13 protein-coding genes are annotated in these 17,211 nt (G+C 74.3%); 1 reads left to right on the top strand and 12 read right to left on the bottom strand.

Annotated features, from left to right (window positions below; all coding sequences use genetic code 11):
• Positions 1-14: 14 nt before the first annotated feature.
• The 10 genes from OG357_RS09305 to OG357_RS09350 all read right to left on the bottom strand — a co-directional run bounded on the left by OG357_RS09305 (position 15) and on the right by OG357_RS09350 (position 15,597).
• Complete coding sequence (locus tag OG357_RS09305; RefSeq protein ID WP_329625537.1) at positions 15-2,633, bottom strand: vWA domain-containing protein; 2,619 nt, start codon at positions 2,631-2,633, stop codon at positions 15-17.
• Positions 2,634-2,641: 8 nt separating this feature from the next.
• Positions 2,642-3,193 (bottom strand): Pycsar system effector family protein, encoded by a 552-nt coding sequence (locus OG357_RS09310; RefSeq protein ID WP_329620716.1) that lies wholly within the window; start codon positions 3,191-3,193, stop codon positions 2,642-2,644.
• Positions 3,190-5,034, bottom strand: a complete 1,845-nt coding sequence (locus OG357_RS09315) for a hypothetical protein (protein WP_329620717.1) — start codon at positions 5,032-5,034, stop codon at positions 3,190-3,192. Before OG357_RS09315 ends, OG357_RS09310 begins: the two co-directional genes overlap by 4 nt.
• On the bottom strand, positions 5,031-7,502 hold the full coding sequence (locus OG357_RS09320) for a hypothetical protein (RefSeq protein ID WP_329620718.1): 2,472 nt from the start codon (positions 7,500-7,502) through the stop codon (positions 5,031-5,033). Before OG357_RS09320 ends, OG357_RS09315 begins: the two co-directional genes overlap by 4 nt.
• A complete protein-coding gene (locus tag OG357_RS09325) occupies positions 7,499-8,356 on the bottom strand; it encodes a hypothetical protein (protein ID WP_329620719.1) in 858 nt (285 codons plus the stop codon). The genes OG357_RS09320 and OG357_RS09325 overlap by 4 nt, the downstream gene beginning before the upstream one ends.
• Positions 8,357-8,462: 106 nt before the next feature.
• Entirely contained in the window at positions 8,463-9,188 is a 726-nt protein-coding gene (locus tag OG357_RS09330; protein ID WP_329620720.1) for a Crp/Fnr family transcriptional regulator, read from the bottom strand.
• A 363-nt stretch (positions 9,189-9,551) separates the two neighbouring features.
• Entirely contained in the window at positions 9,552-12,104 is a 2,553-nt protein-coding gene (locus tag OG357_RS09335) for a polynucleotide kinase-phosphatase (RefSeq protein WP_329620721.1), read from the bottom strand.
• Positions 12,101-13,579 (bottom strand): 3' terminal RNA ribose 2'-O-methyltransferase Hen1, encoded by a 1,479-nt coding sequence (locus OG357_RS09340; protein WP_329620722.1) that lies wholly within the window; start codon positions 13,577-13,579, stop codon positions 12,101-12,103. The genes OG357_RS09335 and OG357_RS09340 overlap by 4 nt, the downstream gene beginning before the upstream one ends.
• A 157-nt stretch (positions 13,580-13,736) precedes the next feature.
• Positions 13,737-14,660 carry a homocysteine S-methyltransferase gene (mmuM, locus tag OG357_RS09345; RefSeq protein ID WP_329620723.1) on the bottom strand — a complete coding sequence of 308 codons (924 nt, stop codon included), beginning with the start codon at positions 14,658-14,660 and terminating at the stop codon, positions 13,737-13,739.
• 13 nt (positions 14,661-14,673) lie between these two features.
• Positions 14,674-15,597: an LLM class F420-dependent oxidoreductase gene (locus OG357_RS09350; protein ID WP_329620724.1), complete on the bottom strand. Its 924-nt coding sequence runs from the start codon at positions 15,595-15,597 to the stop codon at positions 14,674-14,676.
• Positions 15,598-15,846: 249 nt separating this feature from the next.
• On the opposite strand from OG357_RS09350, the gene OG357_RS09355 reads away from it, so the two are divergent.
• A complete protein-coding gene (locus OG357_RS09355) occupies positions 15,847-16,143 on the top strand; it encodes a hypothetical protein (RefSeq protein WP_329625833.1) in 297 nt (98 codons plus the stop codon).
• Between the two features lie 50 nt (positions 16,144-16,193).
• Here OG357_RS09355 and OG357_RS09360 read toward each other — a convergent pair whose 3' ends face one another.
• Both OG357_RS09360 and OG357_RS09365 read right to left on the bottom strand, forming a co-directional pair.
• A complete protein-coding gene (locus OG357_RS09360; protein WP_329620725.1) occupies positions 16,194-16,679 on the bottom strand; it encodes a DUF6099 family protein in 486 nt (161 codons plus the stop codon).
• Between the two features lie 126 nt (positions 16,680-16,805).
• Positions 16,806-17,192, bottom strand: coding sequence for a nucleotide pyrophosphohydrolase (locus tag OG357_RS09365; protein WP_329625538.1), 387 nt, complete (start codon positions 17,190-17,192; stop codon positions 16,806-16,808).
• Positions 17,193-17,211: the final 19 nt, after the last annotated feature.

Below are 17,211 nucleotides of genomic sequence, written 5' to 3' on the forward strand. Positions count from 1 at the left end.
CCTTGGGGGCCCGTTCAGAAATTGGGGTCCGGGTCCCCGGCGGCCGTACCGCCCGTTCCCGTACTGAGTCCTGTTCCGCTGCCGGTATCGATGCCGGTGCCGGTCGTCGTCGCGGGGTCGCCCGTTCCGCCGCCGGACCGGCCGGACCGTCGCGGCCGGCCGAACCGTCGTGGCCTCGGAACGCGGCCTTCCCTGTCGGTACGTGTATGGGACCCGGAGCCGCCGCCCGTACGGGAATCGGCTCCGTCGCCCGTACCGAAGCCGAAGCCGTCGTCCGTACCGAAACCGGAACGGTCGTCCATGCCGAAACCGAAGCCGTCGTCCGCGTCGAAGCCGGAGCCGTCATCCGAACCGAAGCCACTGCCGTAGCCGGTGCCGGAGCCCGTGCGGGTGCGGCCCGTCCTGCTGTCGCGGCCCGTCCCCCCGCCCCGTACGACGATCTCGTACGCGTCGAGGCCCGCGGGCTCGCCCGGCCGCAGGGGCACCTGCGCACCGCCCCGAGGGCGCAGCAGCAGCTGGCCGGTGCCCGTGCGGCGCAGTACGTGGGCGCCGGACGAGGAGCCCTCGCGGGCCCGGCGGAGGGTGGGCGGAGCGCCGCCCCCGTCGTCGACGGCGAAGGGGAAGGACCCGCGGACGCCCTGGCCCCGGCCGACGGTGAGCGTGTCGAGGACCCGGCCGTCCCCGCGGAGTTCGAGCGTGACGCCGGTGAGGTCGCGGCGGCGGCGCCGGGCCACCCACTGTGCGACGAGGAAGGCGGCGACGAGGACGAGGCCCACCGCTCCGCCGGCGACGGCCTTCCACCAGCGGTCCCACCAGGTCGGCGGGGCCACGACGAGGACGTCGAGGAAGGCGTCGTCGAGGACGCGGTCGCGGTCGCCGGTGTCGAGGACCGCGATCCGGCCGCCCAGTTCGCCGAGGGGCGTACCGCCGCCGACGGTCACCGTGAAGGGGATGCGCGTGCTCCCGCCCGGCGGGGCGGTGACGGTCGCCGGGGAGACGGAGAGTCCGGCGCCGGGCGTCTGGTTCTCCACGGCGAGGCGCAGGGCGCGCGGACCGGAGTCGTTGTTGGTGACGTCGAGGGTGCCGCGGACGGTGCTCCCGGGGTGCACGGTGGCCCGGTCGAAGGCGAGTCCGGCGGTGACGAGCGGTGTGCCCTGGGTGATCCGGGCGTGCAGCGGCCGCCGGTCGGAGGTGACGCCGGGCGCCGACATGCGGGTGGTGAGCTCCAGGTCGCCGGTGGCGCCGGCGGGCACGGTGAGCGTGCCGGTGAACCGGACGTCGCCCGCCCTGCGGTCGGGGGCCCGCCCGTCGTCGGCGAGCCGGAACGTCACGGGGGCGAAGCCCGCGCCGCGCAGTTCGGCCGAGACCGTGAGACCCGCGAGCTGCCGCGGGTCGGTGACGGTGACTCCGCGCCGGGTCTGCATCCGTACGGACACGGTGGCCTGCTCGCCGGCGCGCGGCGAGGCCGGGTCGAGGGTGACGTCGGAGCGGAGCATGCCCTGCCAGATGGCCCGGACGGCGACCTCGCGGTCGCGGTGTCCCTCCGGCGCCTCGATGTGCACGCGCCAGCGGCCCGGCAGCGGGTTCTTCACCCGCAGCGCTTCGACCGGCCCGTCCTGTCCGCCGACCTCGAAGGTGGAGCCGTCGAACTCGCCCCGGGTGGGGACCTTGCGGCCCGCCGGGTCGTAGTAGGTGACCCGTACCTTCGGGTCGTGCTTGGCGACCGTGAGGGAGCCGTCGGTGGCGATGGGCGGGATGACGACCGTCAGGTCGGCGGGCGGCTTGCCGGCGGTGCCGTGCGCGATCCGCGCGCAGCGGGCGGCGGCGAAGGTCTCCTGGAGCGCCTTGTCGAGGTCGGCGGAGCCGGCGACGACCCGCATGTGGGGGACCGAGCCCGGCACGTCGGAGCACGCGCCGCGGAAGCCGCCCTCGGCCATGGCCGTGAGGGCGGCGCGGTCGATCTCGGTGCCGAAGCCGAGGGGCCAGATCTGGACACCGGCCGCCCGGGCGCGGGCGAGTTCCTCGGTGAGCCGCCGCTTGCCGTTGGACTGGCGGTTGGCGGGGTCGGGGCCGTACTCGGGGCTGTCGGAGACGTCGAGCTTGCCGTCGGTCAGGAGGAAGACGACCTTGGGCGTGGCGGGGGCCTTCGCGGCCGCGCCGCCGGTGGTCCGCTTCTGGCCGAGGCGGGTGACGGCCTGGCGGATGGCCGCCGGGAAGTCGGTGCCCGGTCCCATCCGGGCCGCGTCGCGCTTGTTGAGAAGCTGGACGCAGTCGCTGAGATGTTCACGGCCCGCCGCGTCGGCGACGGTGAGCTCGCAGACCTCGCGCACGGGCGACTGGCCGGCCTTCTCCGAGCTGCTGAAGCCGATGACGGCCGCCCGGGAGCGCTCGGATATCTCGCCCTGGCTGAGCAGCCCCGCCGCCTCCGTCTCGCGCGCCAGATCCTTGTCGGCCAGGCTGGCCGACTGGTCCACGACGACGGCGAAGTCGATCGGGTCGGGTCCCTCGGCGGGCTCGGCGGCCGCTCGGGGTGCCCGCAGGGCGCCGGGGGGCCCGGCGGCCGCGAGCGGGCCGGTGAGCGCGAGCAGCGCACCGGCGAGGAGCAGGGCGCTCCCCTTGTTCGTCCACTGCATCGTCACTCTCACCACAGTTCGCTGAGGAGGGCCAGGAGGGCGCCGAGCGCGAGGGCGCACACGCCCAGGCGCAGCCACCGGTACTTCGCCGCGAGCACGAGTCCGTGCACGCTGGCCTGTTCGAGGAGCCAGCCGGTGGCGTCCGCGCCGGGCGGGGCGAGCCGCTCGCGCAGTTCGCCTTCGGACGGGCCGGCCGCAAGGTCGCGCAGGAGTGTGCGGTCCGCCCCTATCCGGGTGCGGGGCAGGACCACCGACACGAGCATCAGGACGCCGGCGGTCCACAGCGCGCCCGCCACGAGCAGGAGGGCGAGCCCGGCACCGGCGGTGGGCATCAAGGCGCGGTCCCCGGAGAACACGACCGCGAGGAAGGCGAGGGCGCCGGAGAGCAGGATCGCGGCCTTGGTGTCGGCCCGCCCGATGTCCTCGCGGACGGTGGCGAGCAGCCGCTCGGCCATGAACCGCAGCTCTTCGGGCGCCACCGGGGCGGCGGGGACAGGGTCCGGGGCGGGGACGGGGTCCGGGGCGGGGACGGGGTTCCCCTGAGGGTCCGGGGTCGTCACACGTCCTCCCAGTCGTCGAACTCCTCGCTGGGGCGTACGGGTCCGGAGGGGCGCCGGGACCGGCCGGTGCCCTCGCGGTCGTACGGATCGTCACGGTCGAACCGGTCGTACGAGTCGTCCCCCTCGTACCGGTCACGGCCGCCGTCCCGTCGGCCCGGGCCCCGCTCGCGGTCCCCGTACCCGTCTCCGTCGCCGCCCCGGTCCCGGTACTCGCCCCGGTCCCTGTCCCGCGCCCTGTCCCGATCGCGCTCGCGGTCGCGCTCGCGGTCTCGTTCGCGGTCGGAGCCGGACTCGACGCGGGTCGGTTCGTAGACCCGCCGGTCGGGCGGGGCGTCGCCGCGCGCCGCGGGCTCCCTGTCCTCCCGGCTGTCTCGGGTGTCTCGGGTGTCACGGGTGTCACGGGTGTCACGGCGATCCCGACTGTCCCTGCTGTCCCCGTGCTCGTCGCCCCAGTCCGGTCGGACCGGCTCCGGAGTGCCCTCCTCCAGGGCGCGCCGCGTCCGCGGCCCCGAGGAACCGCCCGAGGGGTTGAGCACGTGGTCGGTGATGCCGCCGACGACGGTGCTGGTCTGGGTCCGCAGGTACATCAGCACCTGGTACATCTGCTCGCCGATGTCGTGCCGTTCCAGCACCCCGGTGTCCAGGAGGCGGTTGAAGACGGCCAGGTAGTCCTCCTGGCCCTCGCGCCGCTCCCGCTGGAGTTGCGTGCGGATCTCCCACTGCTTGTCGGGGTGCATCGCCATGTGGTGGGCGATCTGGGCCAGGTCGCCACGCCGGAAGAGGGCCTCGATCTCGCGGGCCCGATCGGCGATCCGTGCCCGCTCGGCCGCGTCCTTGCGGCGCTCCGCCTCGGCCTCGCGCGCGTCGGCCTCCATGGTCACGCCGACCCGGTCCCGCCGGTAGACCTCGGCCTTCACCGAGTCGTCGAGGTCGATGAAGACGTGGACCCGGGTCTTCAGCCCGATGTCCCGGCCGAGGCGGAGGCGGCCGGTGCTCAGCTCCTCCCGTACGGCCTCGTCGGCGCGCTGCGCCTCGGTGATCCGGAACCTCCGGGACAGCCGGCGCAGTCCGTCGAGCAGCTCGTCGTGCAGCAACTCGGCGACGTCCTCTACCTGTTCCTGGACGACGAGGTAAGGATCGGTCACCACCCACTGGACCTTGGCGACGGCTTCGAAGAAGACGCCGTCCCCGGCGGCGGGCAGCTGGAGACGGAACTCGGTGATGTTGCGCCCGAGTTGGACCTCGAAAACGGTGTAGGGCGAGCCGAGCAGCGGCTTGTTGACGTCCTCTTTGCGATCCGGCCAGACCACGCGGTGCCCGCCGTTGCGGTAGAGGAGCACCGCCGCGACCCGGCCGCTGCGGTAGCGGTAGGGGGGGGCGTACTCGCCGAGGAGCGGTCCGCGCGGCCGCCCGGAGGCCTCCGGGCTCCACTGCTCCCTCGCCCGTCCCGCACCCCGCGCCTCGTCCCGCACCTCGTCCCGGCCCCCGTCCCGTTCCCGGCCCTCCGGCACCCGTGCGCCTCCCTGCCCCTGTTCGCGCTCCGCCTCACGCCACCGGCCCGGGTCCCCGTCCCCGTACCGAACCCCCTCCCGATCCCGCTCCCCCTCCCGATCCCGCTCCCGGCCGCGATCCCGGTCCCGGTCCCGTTCGCCGGCCCGGGCCGCGCCCTGACCGTCGTACCGCTGCCGTTCCCGCTCGAACCCCTGCTGCCGTTCCCTGTCGTCCCGGGCGCGCCCGGGTGATTCCTCGTACCTCTGCCCGGCCCGGCCGTCCGGCACCCGCTCGTCCCCGCGCGCCCGCTCGTCCGGTCGCGCGCGCCTGTTCTGCTCGGGCCCGGTCATCGGTTCGCTCCTTCCGTCACGGCGTCCCACATGCGCCGCGCCGCGCCTCGGTCCAGGGGCCTGTCACGGTCCCGGACCAGTTCGTTCAGCAGGCCCCTGAGGCGGTCCCGGTCGCGGCGGTCCACGGCGAGGAGCGGCAGGAAGCCACAGACGTGCCCGAGTGCCTCCTCGTCCTTCGCGGCCCGCCGGAGCAGACTGCCGAGGGCCTCCAGGGCCACCTCTCCGGAGCGTGCCGTTGCGAGCGTGTGCCGCAGCAGCCGGGCGAGGTCGGGTGCGAGTTCCGGCCCGGTGGCGAGCAGGGCGACGAGCAGCGGGCGGGCCGCGTGCGGGTCGAGCTCGGGCACGTCCCGCAGACCCCACAGGTGGGTGGTCCGGGTGTTCAGAGTGCGGATGACGGCGAGATGCACCAGGTTGGCGAGGTTGAGCCGGCCGTCGTCGAGCCACTGGCCGAAGCGCCGCAGCACGGGCTCGGGCTCCCCCGAGGCGAGCAGCCGGGCCGCGCTGAAGGCCGCGGGCGCGAGCACGTCGCCGTCGGACGGCTCGTGGACCCTGACGACCCGGGCGAGCGCGTCGAGCGAGCCGGGCACGTCCCCGGCGGCGAGCACGTAGCCGTGGGCCAGCAGGGCGGTCCCGACGAGCCCGGAGTCCTCGGACACGGCCCAGTCCTTGAGCACGGCGGCGACGGCCGGCCGGATGCGGGGGTCGCGGGCGGACTCGGCGAGCGCGGTCGCGGCGGCCAGCCGGGCCACGGGCGCGTCCGTCACGGCGAGGGGCACGATCAGCTCGCGGAACCCGTGGATCCAGTCCCAGGAGCAGAGCACACCCGCGGCGATGGAGGCCCGGACCCACACCTCGGCGCGCGGATCGTCGCAGAGGGCGCGCAGCCAGCGCGCCACCGGTCCACGGACGTTGTGGTAGCCGTGCCAGACCTCGCCGAGCACGGCGCCGGCCAGGGCCTCCCCCTGGAAACGGACGGCCCGCACCGGCACCTTCGCCGGCCCGAGGTCCAGTTGCCCGTCCTCCAGGACCGCGCGGGCCTGCACCGGGCGGTGCTCGGCGTGTGTACCGAACAAGCGCCGCCCCGGGGCGTGTTCGGGGTCGAGCGTGACGGCGAGCTCCCAGGCGAGGAGTTCGGCGGCCTCGGCGGCGAGGCTGTACGCGGAACCGTCGAAGACGGCGACGGCGATACGGAACGCTCCCGCGTTCAGGACCGGGAGCGCCTCGGGCAGCGTGCCGGGCCGGTCGGCGCCCGCGAACCACTCACGGGCCTGCGAGGTGACGAAGGAGGCGCAATCGGCGAGCAGTTGATCATCCGTCACCTCGCCGCGCCAGTGGCGGGCGAGGTGGTCGGCGAGTCGGGCGGCCTCGCGCGGGCGCAGCTCCTCAAGGCCGAGGGCCGTGACGACGTCGGGACGGGCGGCGAGCGCCCGCGCGGCGTCGAGGGACTCGGCGGGCTCGGCCCGCAACAGGTCACGCAGATGGCGCCGGAGGACTTCGTCGGCGGGTGGCGGCGCGCAGTACATCCCGTACCGTCCGCGCAGCATCCGATCGGCGAGCTCGCCGTTCTCGACGAGGACGATCCCGAACGCGCCGACACCGCGCAGCAGCTCCGCGAAGCGGTCCAGGTGCAGTTCGGAGAGGCGCGTCGCGGGGCGGCGCGCGGCGGCTGCGCCGTCGCCGCCGCGCGGCCCGGAGCGCGCGTGCCGTGGCTCGCTCTCCGTGCGGATGTCCTCGGTGAGCAGCTCCATCAGGTGGCCGCCGCCGTCCTGGAGGGCCTCCTCCGTGATCTCGTCGACGCCGTGGCGCGGGTCGAGCCGGAAGACCTTGCCGTCGGTGAGCTCGCCGAGGAGGGCGAGCGCGGTGGCCTTGCGGCCGCTGCCGGGCTCGCCGCAGAGGACGAGGACCCGGTGCTCGCGGAGCCGCCGCTTCATCCGCTGGTAGCCGGCGGCCTCGCAGTACACCCGGCCGAGATGGTCGAGCGTCTCGGGCGGGACGGGGCCCCGGACGAAGTGCGCGGCGCGGTCGGAGGCGTGCAGGGAGAAGAACTGGTTGCCCTCGAAGACCGTGCCGTCGCCCAGGATGCTGGTGTGGCGGTCACCACCCGCCGTGCTCGCCCAGGTCCGGACGGCGCGCCGCGCCGTGGCGGCGCCGCCGGTGTCGCCCTCGCCGCCGAGGGGGCCCCGGTCCGCGGCCGCGAAGACGCTCGGCTCGCGCGGCTGCTCGCCGGTGCCGTCCCCCTGTTCGGTCCCGCTTTCCCGACCGCCTTCCCGACCGCTTTCCCGGCCGCCTTCCCTGCCCCCTCGGCCCCCACCCCGCTCGTCCCCGCCTCGGCCACCCCGCTCGTCCCCGCCTCGGCCGCCGCGCTCGTCCCCGCCGCGGCCCCCGCCCCCGCCCCCGCCCCGCTCGTCCGCGCCGCGGCCCCCGCCGTCGGGTTCGTTCGCGGATGCGCCGTCGTCGTGGTCGCTCACTCCGGCTCACCCGCCCCCGCGTCCTTGCGGATTCCGGTGAAGCCGCCGTGGATCGTGTTGTGATGGATGTCGAGCAGGTCTCCCCCGACGTTGTACGTGCGGTTCCCGCCCCCGGTTCGGGGCGTTGGGCCGTCCCCCCGCGACGGCCCAACGCCGGTTCCTGAACCCACCCCCGGCTCCCGCCGCCCCTCGGCCGGCTCCTCCCCCTCGGCCCCGATCAGGGGCGGCGCCGCACGGCGCGGCACGTGGAACCAGGCGGCCTCGTCGGTCTCCTTGGACCGGATCCGGGCCCGCCGGTAGTGGTCCGGCTCCACGTACCGCCCGCCCTCGGCGACCACGTTCCCGTACAGCCAGTCGGAGACCACGACGAGCAGGTCGACCTCGGGGGCCTCCGTCATGATCCGCTTGGCCGTGGGGCTGTCGCAGAGCCGTGCGGCGAGATCCACCGCCCGCCCGACGAGCCCGTGCCGGTCCTGGACCACGAGCCCCGCGTTCATGCCGATCCGCAGGCGCAGCCGCCGGCTCCGGCCCGTGTTGTGGGCGCGGAGGCTCTCGTACAGGGTGTCGATCCACCGTCCGACCATGAGCCTCGGCGGCATGTCGGGGCGCAGGGCGGCGAGGATGCCGTCCCCCCGGTCCTCCTGGTGGAAGGTGCCGGGCTCGACCCCGACGGAGGCGTACGCCTCGTCGAACGCCGCGTACATCGCCGTGCGGTACAGCTCCTTCTCGGCCATGCCCAGGGTGCCGGACCCGCAGATGTCGCCGAAGACGACGAACCGGTGGATCCCGCCCGAGGCGGCTTCCGGGCGCGAACCCGCCTCCCCGTGCGCCCCGTTCACTCCCGCACTGCTCACTCGGACTCCCTGTCGGATGCCGTGGTGCCGTTGCTGCCGTGGTGGTGTGTTGCCGTGGTGGTGTGTGTCCAGACTGGCCGCGTTCCGCGACCGGCGATGTAGCCGTTTACACATCCGGCGGAGATTTGTCCGCCTGTTCCGCGCGGGGGCGCGCACGCCCCTCGGCGAGCAGCACGAGGACCCGCATGTCGATGACGATGACGGTGCGGTTCGCGGTACGGACGACGTCCTGTTCCCGCAGCAGCCGCAAGGCCTTGGCCACCGCCTCCCGGGTCGCCCCGATGGCCGCCGCCAAGTCGTGCTGGGGCAACGGCAGTTCGAGTACGGTCCCGGTGTCGGCGGGCCGGCCCGCGCGCTCCGCCAGTTCGACGAGGCGGGCCGCGAGGCGCTGGAGGACGGTCTCGGAGGCGAGCGCGCGGCGTTCGACGTCGGCGCTGCGCAGCCGGGTGGCGAGCTGGCGCATGATCAGCGACGTGGCGTGTGGCCGGGCGGCGAGGAAGCGGCGGAAGCGGTCGCCGGAGACGGCCACCGCCTCGACCACGCCGAGGGCGGTGACGGTGGCGCTGCGCGGGCGCAGGTCGACGGCGGCGAGGTCGCCGACGACCTCGCCGGCCCCGCGCAGGGCGAGGATGAGCCGGGAGCCGCGCTCGGTGCCGACGGAGACGACGGACCAGCCGGAGAGCAGCGCGAGGACGTAGGCGCTGGTGTCGTGTTCGCGGATCATCACCTCCCCTGGCTCGTAGGCGCGGCGGGCCCCCTCGGCGATCAGGGAGCGGCGGTCGGCCGCCGGGAGGGCGTGCAGGAAGGAACGGTCCTGACCGAAGAGACTCATCACCCGCTCACCCCCGTACCGTCCGCCACCCCTCAGGGAAGGCCGCCCACCGGTGGTCGACCGGCGTCTTTCGCGTGTGTGTTCACACCTCATGTGGCGTGCCCCGCCACATTGTTGACACTGCGTCACCTCGTGGGGTGAAGAACGCTAGAGGCGCGGAACGGCGGCGTCAACGAGCACGGGGGGCGCAGGGGAGCGCCGTTCCCGGCACCCCTGCGCCCCCCGTCGGAGCAGCACGAAAGAATCACGGAACCGCCGGGGAAGCCACGCAGAAGCGCCACTGAACTCCCGCGAAAGCCCCGGCTCCGGAGCCCTGGGCTCCGTGGCTCCCCGGCGCCCTGGGCTCCCCCGCCCCTCCCCGGATCAGAGTCTCGGGTCGACCGGCTCCGACTCCAGTGCGAGGACCGCGAAGACGGCCTCGTGGACTCGCCAGAGCGGTTCCCCTGCCGCGAGCCGGTCGAGCGCCTCAAGCCCGAGCGCGTACTCGCGCAGCGCCAGCGACCGCTTGTGGCCGAGGAAGCGCTGCCGCAGCCGCTCCAGGTTCTCCGGACGGGTGTACTCGGGGCCGTAGATGATCCGCAGGTACTCCCTGCCGCGCACCTTCACGCCCGGCTGCCCGAGCCGCCCCTTGCCGTCACGGACGAGCGCCGCCAGCGGCTTGACGACCATGCCCTCACCGCCGGCTCCGGTCAGCTCCAGCCACCAGTCGGTGCCCGCGCGGACCGACGCCTCGTCGCCGGTGTCGACGACGAGCCGGCGGGTGACCTGGAGCAGCCCGGTCGGGTCGTGTTCCACCAGGCGGTCGAGCCAGGCCAGCTGCTCGTCGTGCGGGACGGCCGCGAGCGAGCGCCCGCGCGCCGCGAGGAGCTGGAAGGGCGCAAACCGCACGCCCTCCAGGCCCTCGGTCGGCCAGCAGTACCTGCGGTACGCCTCGGTGAACGCGGCCGCGTCCGCCTCCCGCTCCCGCTGCTTGGCGAGGAGCCCGTCGAGCCCCTCGACCCCGCGCGCCACGGCCCGTTCCAGGGCTTCGATCGCCCCGGGGAGGACCGCGCCGGAGGCGGCGCCGACCGCCGCGTACTGCGAGCGCAGCAGCCCCGCCGACTTGAGCGACCACGGCATCAGCTCGCCGTCGAGCAGCAGCCAGTCCGTGCCGAGCTCGTCCCACAGCCCGGCGGCGCCGATCGCGGTCCGCAGCCGGTCGAGGACCTGCTCGGTGACGTCGGAGCCCGCGGCGGAGCCGCTGATGGACTCCGTGAAGAAGGGCCGTCCGGTACGGGTGTGCAGCGCGCCGGTCACCCCGCTGACACCGAAGCGCTCGCGGGCCGCCTCCTCGTCCCGGCAGACCAGGGCCACGGCCCGGGAGCCCATGTGCTTCTCCTCGCACACGACCCGCTCGACGCCGTCCGCCCGGTACTGGGCGAACGCCTCGGCCGGGTGCTCCAGGTACCCCTCGGCGCGCGAGGTGGCGGTCGGGGCCATGGTCGGCGGCAGGTACGTGAGCAGCCGCGGGTCGACGGCGAAGCGGCTCATGACCTCCAGGGCAGCCGCCGCGTTCTCCTCCCGCACCGCGACGTTGCCGAGGTGCCCCGTCTCCACGATCCGCCGGCCGTGCACGTCGGCCAGGTCCAGGGGGCGTCCTTCGTGGCCCCCGGGCGCCTCGGTCGCGAGCGGCCGGGCCGGCTCGTACCAGACCCGCTCGGCCGGTACGTCGACGAGTTCGCGCTCCGGCCAGCGCAGCGCGGTCATCTTCCCGCCGAAGACGGCACCGGTGTCGAGGCAGATGGTGTTGTTGATCCAGGACGTGTTCGGTACGGGCGTGTGGCCGTACACGACGGCGGCCCGGCCCCGGTAGTCCTCCGCCCACGGGTAACGCACCGGCAGCCCGAACTCGTCGGTCTCCCCGGTGGTGTCCCCGTACAGCGCGTGCGAACGCACCCGGCCGGAGGTCCGGCCGTGGTACTTCTCCGGCAGACCGGCGTGGCAGACCACGAGCGCGCCGCCGTCGAGGACGTAGTGGCTGACGAGCCCGTCGATGAACGTCGCGACCTCCGCCCGGAACTCCTCGCTCTCGCCCTCCAGCTGCTCGACCGTCTCGGCGAGCCCGTGCGTCTGCTGGACCTTCTTCCCCTTCAGCCAGCGGCCGAGCTTGTTCTCGTGGTTGCCGGGGACGCACAGCGCGTCGCCCGAGGCGACCATGGACATGACGCGCCGCAGGACGCCCGGCGAGTCGGGGCCCCGGTCGACGAGGTCACCGACGAAGACGGCCGTGCGCCCCTCGGGGTGGTGCCCGTCCACGTAACCCAGCCTGGCGAGCAGGGTGTCGAGCTCGGACCGGCAGCCGTGGATGTCCCCGATGATGTCGAAGGGGCCGGTGAGGTGGCGCAGGTCGTTGAAGCGGCGCTCCAGGACGATCCCGGCCTCCTCCACCTCCTCGACGGAGCGCAGGACGTGGACCTTGCGGAAGCCCTCGCGCTCCAGTCCGCGCAGCGAGCGGCGCAGCTCGCGGCGGTGACGCTGGATGACGTGCGCGGGCATGTCGGCCCGGTCGGGCCGGCCGGCGTTCCGCCTGCGGCACACCTCCTCCGGCAGGTCGAGGACGATCGCGATCGGCAGCACGTCGTGCGACCTGGCGAGCTGGACGAGCTGACGCCTGGCCTCCTGCTGCACGTTGGTGGCGTCGACGACGGTCAGCCGGCCCGCGGCCAGCCGCTTGCCGACGATGTAGTGGAGGACGTCGAAGGCGTCCTTGCTCGCGGACTGGTCGTTCTCGTCGTCGGCGACGAGCCCCCGGCAGAAGTCGGAGGAGACGATCTCGGTCGGCTTGAAGTGGCGCCGGGCGAAGGTGGACTTGCCGGAGCCGGTGGCACCGACGAGCACCACGAGGGACAGGTCGGTGACGGGCAGGTCGCGGGTCATGCGGTGACCTCCTTCAAGGTCTCGTCGGTCGTGGCCTCGGTACGGGTGAAGACGGCCATCTGCGTGGGCGGCCCGACCTCGGGGTCGTCCGGTCCGACGGGAACGAACTCCACGCCGTACCCGTACGATCCGGCGACTCCGGCGGCCCAGCCCCGGAACTCCTCCCGGGTCCATTCGAAGCGGTGGTCGCCGTGCCGGACGTGTCCGGCGGGCAGCGACTCCCAGCGCACGTTGTACTCGACGTTCGGCGTGGTCACGAGGACCGTACGGGGCCGGGCCGCGCCGAACACCGCGTACGCGAGCGCCGGCAGCCTCGGCAGGTCCAGGTGCTCGATCACCTCGCTGAGCACGGCCGCGTCGTAACCGGCGAGCCGCTTGTCGGTGTACGCGAGCGAGCCCTGGAGCAGCGTGACCCGGGCGGCCTGCCGCTCCCCCATCCGGTCGAGCCGCAGCCGGCGGGCGGCGACGTTCAGCGCCCGCACGGACACGTCGACACCCACGATCTCCGTGAAGCGCGCGTCCTTGAGCAGCGCCTGCACCAACTGTCCCTGCCCGCAGCCCAGATCGAGCACGCGGGCGGCTCCGGCGGCGTGCAGCGCGGCGAGGACGGCCTCCCTGCGCTGCTCGGCGAGCGGCACGGGCCGCTCCTCCGTGTCGCTGGACTCGTCGACGGCGTTGTCGACGTCCTCGACGTCGAGCCCCTCGGCCTCGGCGAGCCGCACCAGCTCAAGGCGTTCCGTCGCCTCGCGCTCCAGGCCCCAGCGGCGCGACAGGTAGCGCGCGGTGATCAGCTTCCGCTCCGGGTGCCCGGCCAGCCAGCCGTCCCCGGCCCGCAGCAGCTTGTCGACCTCGTCGGGCGCGACCCAGTAGTGCTTGGCGTCGTCGAGGACAGGCAGCAGGACGTACAGCTGGTTGAGCGCGTCGGCGAGCCGCAGCTCGCCTTCGAGCACCAGACGCACGTACCGCGAGTCGCCCCACTCGGGGAACTCCCCGTCCAGCGCGACCGGTTCGGCCTCCACCGCGCCCCAGCCCAGCGGCCCGAAGAGGGCGCGCACGAGGCCGGCGCCGCCCCGGGCGGGAAGCGCGGGGACCTCGATCCGCAGAGGCAGCGGAGCGGCGGCCCGCTCGGGCATCGCCTGGCACACACCGTGCAGCGCGGTCTTGAAGACCTTGGCGAGCGCCACGGCCAGCAGCGACGACGCCGCGTAGGGCCGGTCGTTCACGTACTGCGCGAGCGCGGCGTCGGGGGCGCCGCCCCGGCCCTTGCCCTTGCCGCGGCGCACCAGCGCCACGGGATCCACCTCCAGGAGGAGTGCAGCGGTGCACCGCTCGGCGCTCGCCTCGGGGTAGAGGACGTGCGCGGTGCCGTGCGAGGTCGAGAACGCCTGCGCCCGCTCGGGATGCTTGTGCAGCAGAAATCCGAGATCGGTCGCGGGTCGCTCCTGGGTGCCGGTCGTACTGATTGTCAGGAACACACGCCCGAGTATGAGCGCCCTCTCCCCACCCGACCAGGCATTTTCCGCGCGGCCCACCCGCCCGCGCCCCGAACGCCTAGGGGGTGTCTTGTCGATCAGGCCGGATCAGGGCGCGGCACCAGACGCCGCGAGCCCGGCCTGATCGGCAAGACACCCCCTAGGTCGGTGGTTTCTGCGTCCCGGAGGCGAGAACCCCGGCCAGTGTGGCGATGACCGACGGACCCACCCGGCAGCAGCCACCGATCAGGCGGGCCCCGGCCCCCACCCAGGCTGCGGCCGTGGTCGGGTCGAAGGTGACGTCGCCGCGCCAGCCGCGGGCCCCGGCGTCCCACCACTCCCCGCTGTTCGGGTAGACCACGGCCGGCTTCCCGGTGACGGCGACGGCGAGCTCCACGGCGGACCCCACCCCTGCCGGGTCGCAGCAGTTGATCCCGACCGCCACGACCTGGTCGTTCCCGGCGGCGACCGCGAAGGCCTCCGCGAGCTCCTGCCCCGCCCTGGTCCGCCCGCCCTCGACCGTGTACGACAGCCACACGGGCACCCCGCACCCGTCGACCGCCCGCAGCAGCGCCTCCGCCTCGTCCGCGTCCGGCACCGTCTCCAGGGCCAGGACATCGGGCCCGGCCGCGGCGAGCACCTCGGCCCGGGGCCGGTGGAACCGTTCGAGCTCCCGCACGGACAGCCCGTACCGTCCCCGGTACTCGCTCCCGTCCGCGAGCATCGCGCCGTACGGCCCGACCGACGCGGCGACCCAGATCTCCTCCCCGACCCGCTCCGCCGCCGCCCGCGCGAGCGCCACGCTCCGGGCGAGGAGCCGCGCCGTCTCCGCCCGGCTCACGCCCCGCCGGGCGAACCCCTCGAAGGTGGCCTGGTAGGCGGCGGTGGTGACCACCCGGGCGCCGGCCCGTACGTACGCCGCGTGCGCCGCCTCGATCTGCTCGGGCCCGTCGGCGAGGAGCCGCGCGGACCAGAGCGCGTCCGAGAGATCGCAGCCCTGCGCCTCCAACTGGTTGGACAGCCCGCCGTCGAGGACGAGCGGCCCCTCCCGGAGGGCCTCGGCGAGCGTACGGTCCGGCTTCATCGGCTCGCCCCGCTCATCCCAGCTGCGACTGGACCCGCGCGGAGATCAGCTCCAGGTGGTCCAGGTCGTCGAGGTCGAGGACCTGGAGGTACACCCGGGAGGAGCCGATGGCGGCGTACCGCCCGAGCTTGTCGACGACCTCGGCGGGCGAGCCCGCGAGACCGTTCGCCTTGAGCTCGTCCACGTCCCGCCCGATGGCAGCGGCCCGACGGGCCACCTCGGCGTCGTCCTTGCCGACACAGACGACCAGCGCGTTCGAGTAGACGAGGTCACCGGCCGGCCGGCCCGCCGCCTCCGCTGCCGCGCGGACCCGGCCGAACTGCCGCTCGCTGTCCTCCAGCGAGGCGAACGGGATGTTGAACTCGTCCGCGTACCGTGCGGCCAGCCTCGGGGTGCGGCTCGCGCCGTGCCCGCCGATCAGCACCGGGATCCTGTCCTGAGCGGGCTTCGGCAGCGCGGGCGAGTCGGTGAGCCGGTAGTACTCCCCCTCGTACGAGAACGTCTTGCCGAGCTCGGTCTCCCACAGTCCGGTGACGATCGCCAGCTGCTCCTCCAGCCGGCCGAACTTCTCCTTCGGGAACGGAATGCCGTAGGCCTTGTGCTCCTCCTCGAACCAGCCCGCGCCGAGCCCCAGTTCGACCCGGCCGCCGGACATCCGGTCGACCTGGGCGACCTGGATGGCGAGGACTCCCGGGAGCCGGAACGTCCCGGCGGTCATCAGGGTGCCGAGGCGGATCCGCTTCGTCTCCCGGGCCAGGCCGGCCAGGGTGATCCAGGCGTCCGTCGGTCCGGGAAGCCCGTCGGACGAGCCCATGCTGAGGTAGTGGTCGGAGCGGAAGAAGGCGTCGAATCCGAGCTCCTCGGTGGCCCGGGCCACCGCGAGGAGGGTGTCGTAGTCGGCCCCCTGCTGGGGTTCGGTGAAGATGCGGAGATCCATACCTCCATCCTGCACCGTCGGGTGTGTGTCAACCTCTCCGTCAGCTCACGGGCGGGTCCGGCACGGTCGGGTGAATATCCGGCCCCCTGGCGGGCCGCGTCCGACCTGGCCAGTGACCGTGGCCGGGGACCCGTCGTTGGCTCGGGCGGAGCCGGACCGCCCGGCCCGCGCGCCGGCGGCCGCTGCCGGTGCGTCGCTCTCTCTCGTGTCCCCGCCAACGGCTGCGGGGTCCGGGCCCAGGAGGCCGCCATGTCCCAGGAAGCCGCGCCGGAGCGGGCCGTGCCCGAGCAATCCGCACCGCCGTCCGTGCCCGCGCAGAAGGACGCCGGCGCTCCCAAGGGCCTGCTCCAGCAGATGGAGGAGCTGATGGCGGCGCTCTCCGCCGACCTCTCCCAGCTCGACGCCGACATCCAGTCCTCGGCCGACCGCCTGGACCCGGAGCCCGCACAGCCCGCCCCCGAGCAGCCCGGCACCGAGCACCGCGAGGACACGGGCCGCGAGCCCGGCGTCCGCCCGACCCCCGGCGACGCGCGGCCCCTCTTCTAGAACCGCCGTCACGGCCGCCGCACCGCCCCCGGCCGATCGCCGTCCGCCGTTCACGCCGGACCCGGCCCGGGGCCCGCCCGGCCTCGGGCCGGGTCGGGCGGGCGGGCCCGCTCCCGGTCGCGCACCGCGAGCCGCCGCAGCATCCCGCCCACCCTGTCGTTCGACTCGTCGACCGCGTCGATGGCCTCGATGCACTGCCAGTAGAGCCCCTCCTCGTCGGTGGCGCAGGCCACCCCGACGAGGGCGATCCCCACTTCCCCGAGCAGCGCACCGAGCGCCGTCAACGCCGCCACCGGATCACCGACCTCGGTCAGCTGCGCCGCACGCGGCCCAGCGGCCCCCCACGCCGGGTACTCCCCGGTCTCGCTCAGCCCCCGTGCCTCACCGCGCAGTTCCAGCGGCCCGCACAGTGCGAGATGACTCCCTATCGCCTGGGCGAGCGCCTGAGCCTGCCAGGCCTCAGCCACGATGTCCTGCGCTGTCCCGCTCCCCGCCAACGCGTGCCGTCCGGCCGCGATGAGCCTCTCCGCTTCCATCAACGCCGCCCCCGTTCATACGACTTACCGCCCACTCATTCCACTACCCAGAGTGAGGCCGCCTGAGCCCCAACACCAGGGGAATTCGGAAATCTGTGGACAGTAGGCCCGATGGGGAAAAGTCGATCACTCCGAAGAGTGACGATCTCCTGTCGCGGCCCCGCCGCCGTCCTCTCCGCCACCGCCTCCGCCCCCTCCACCCCGCCGTCGAACGGGAAATCGGACCTCGTTCCTGTCGATCTTCGCCGCGAGCGCCACCAGCGGATCGACCCCGAGCACCTCGCAGAACTGGAGCAGATAGGCGAGCACGTCGGCCACCTCGTCCGCGACGCGGTGGGCCGACTCGGGGTCGTCCATCACCCGTTCCGCCTGCTCAGGGGTCAGCCACTGGAAGATCTCGAGCAGTTCGGAAGCCTCCACGCTCAGCGCGGCCGCGAGATTCTTGGGTGTGTGGAACGGCTGCCAGTCGCGGGCGGCCGCGAACGCGGCCAGCCTGCGCTGGAGCGCCGCCACGTCATGACCCACCGCCTCA

Origin of the sequence: Streptomyces sp. NBC_01255 (genome assembly GCF_036226445.1) — a bacterium.
In the GTDB taxonomy this organism is placed as follows: Bacteria; Actinomycetota; Actinomycetes; order Streptomycetales; family Streptomycetaceae; genus Streptomyces.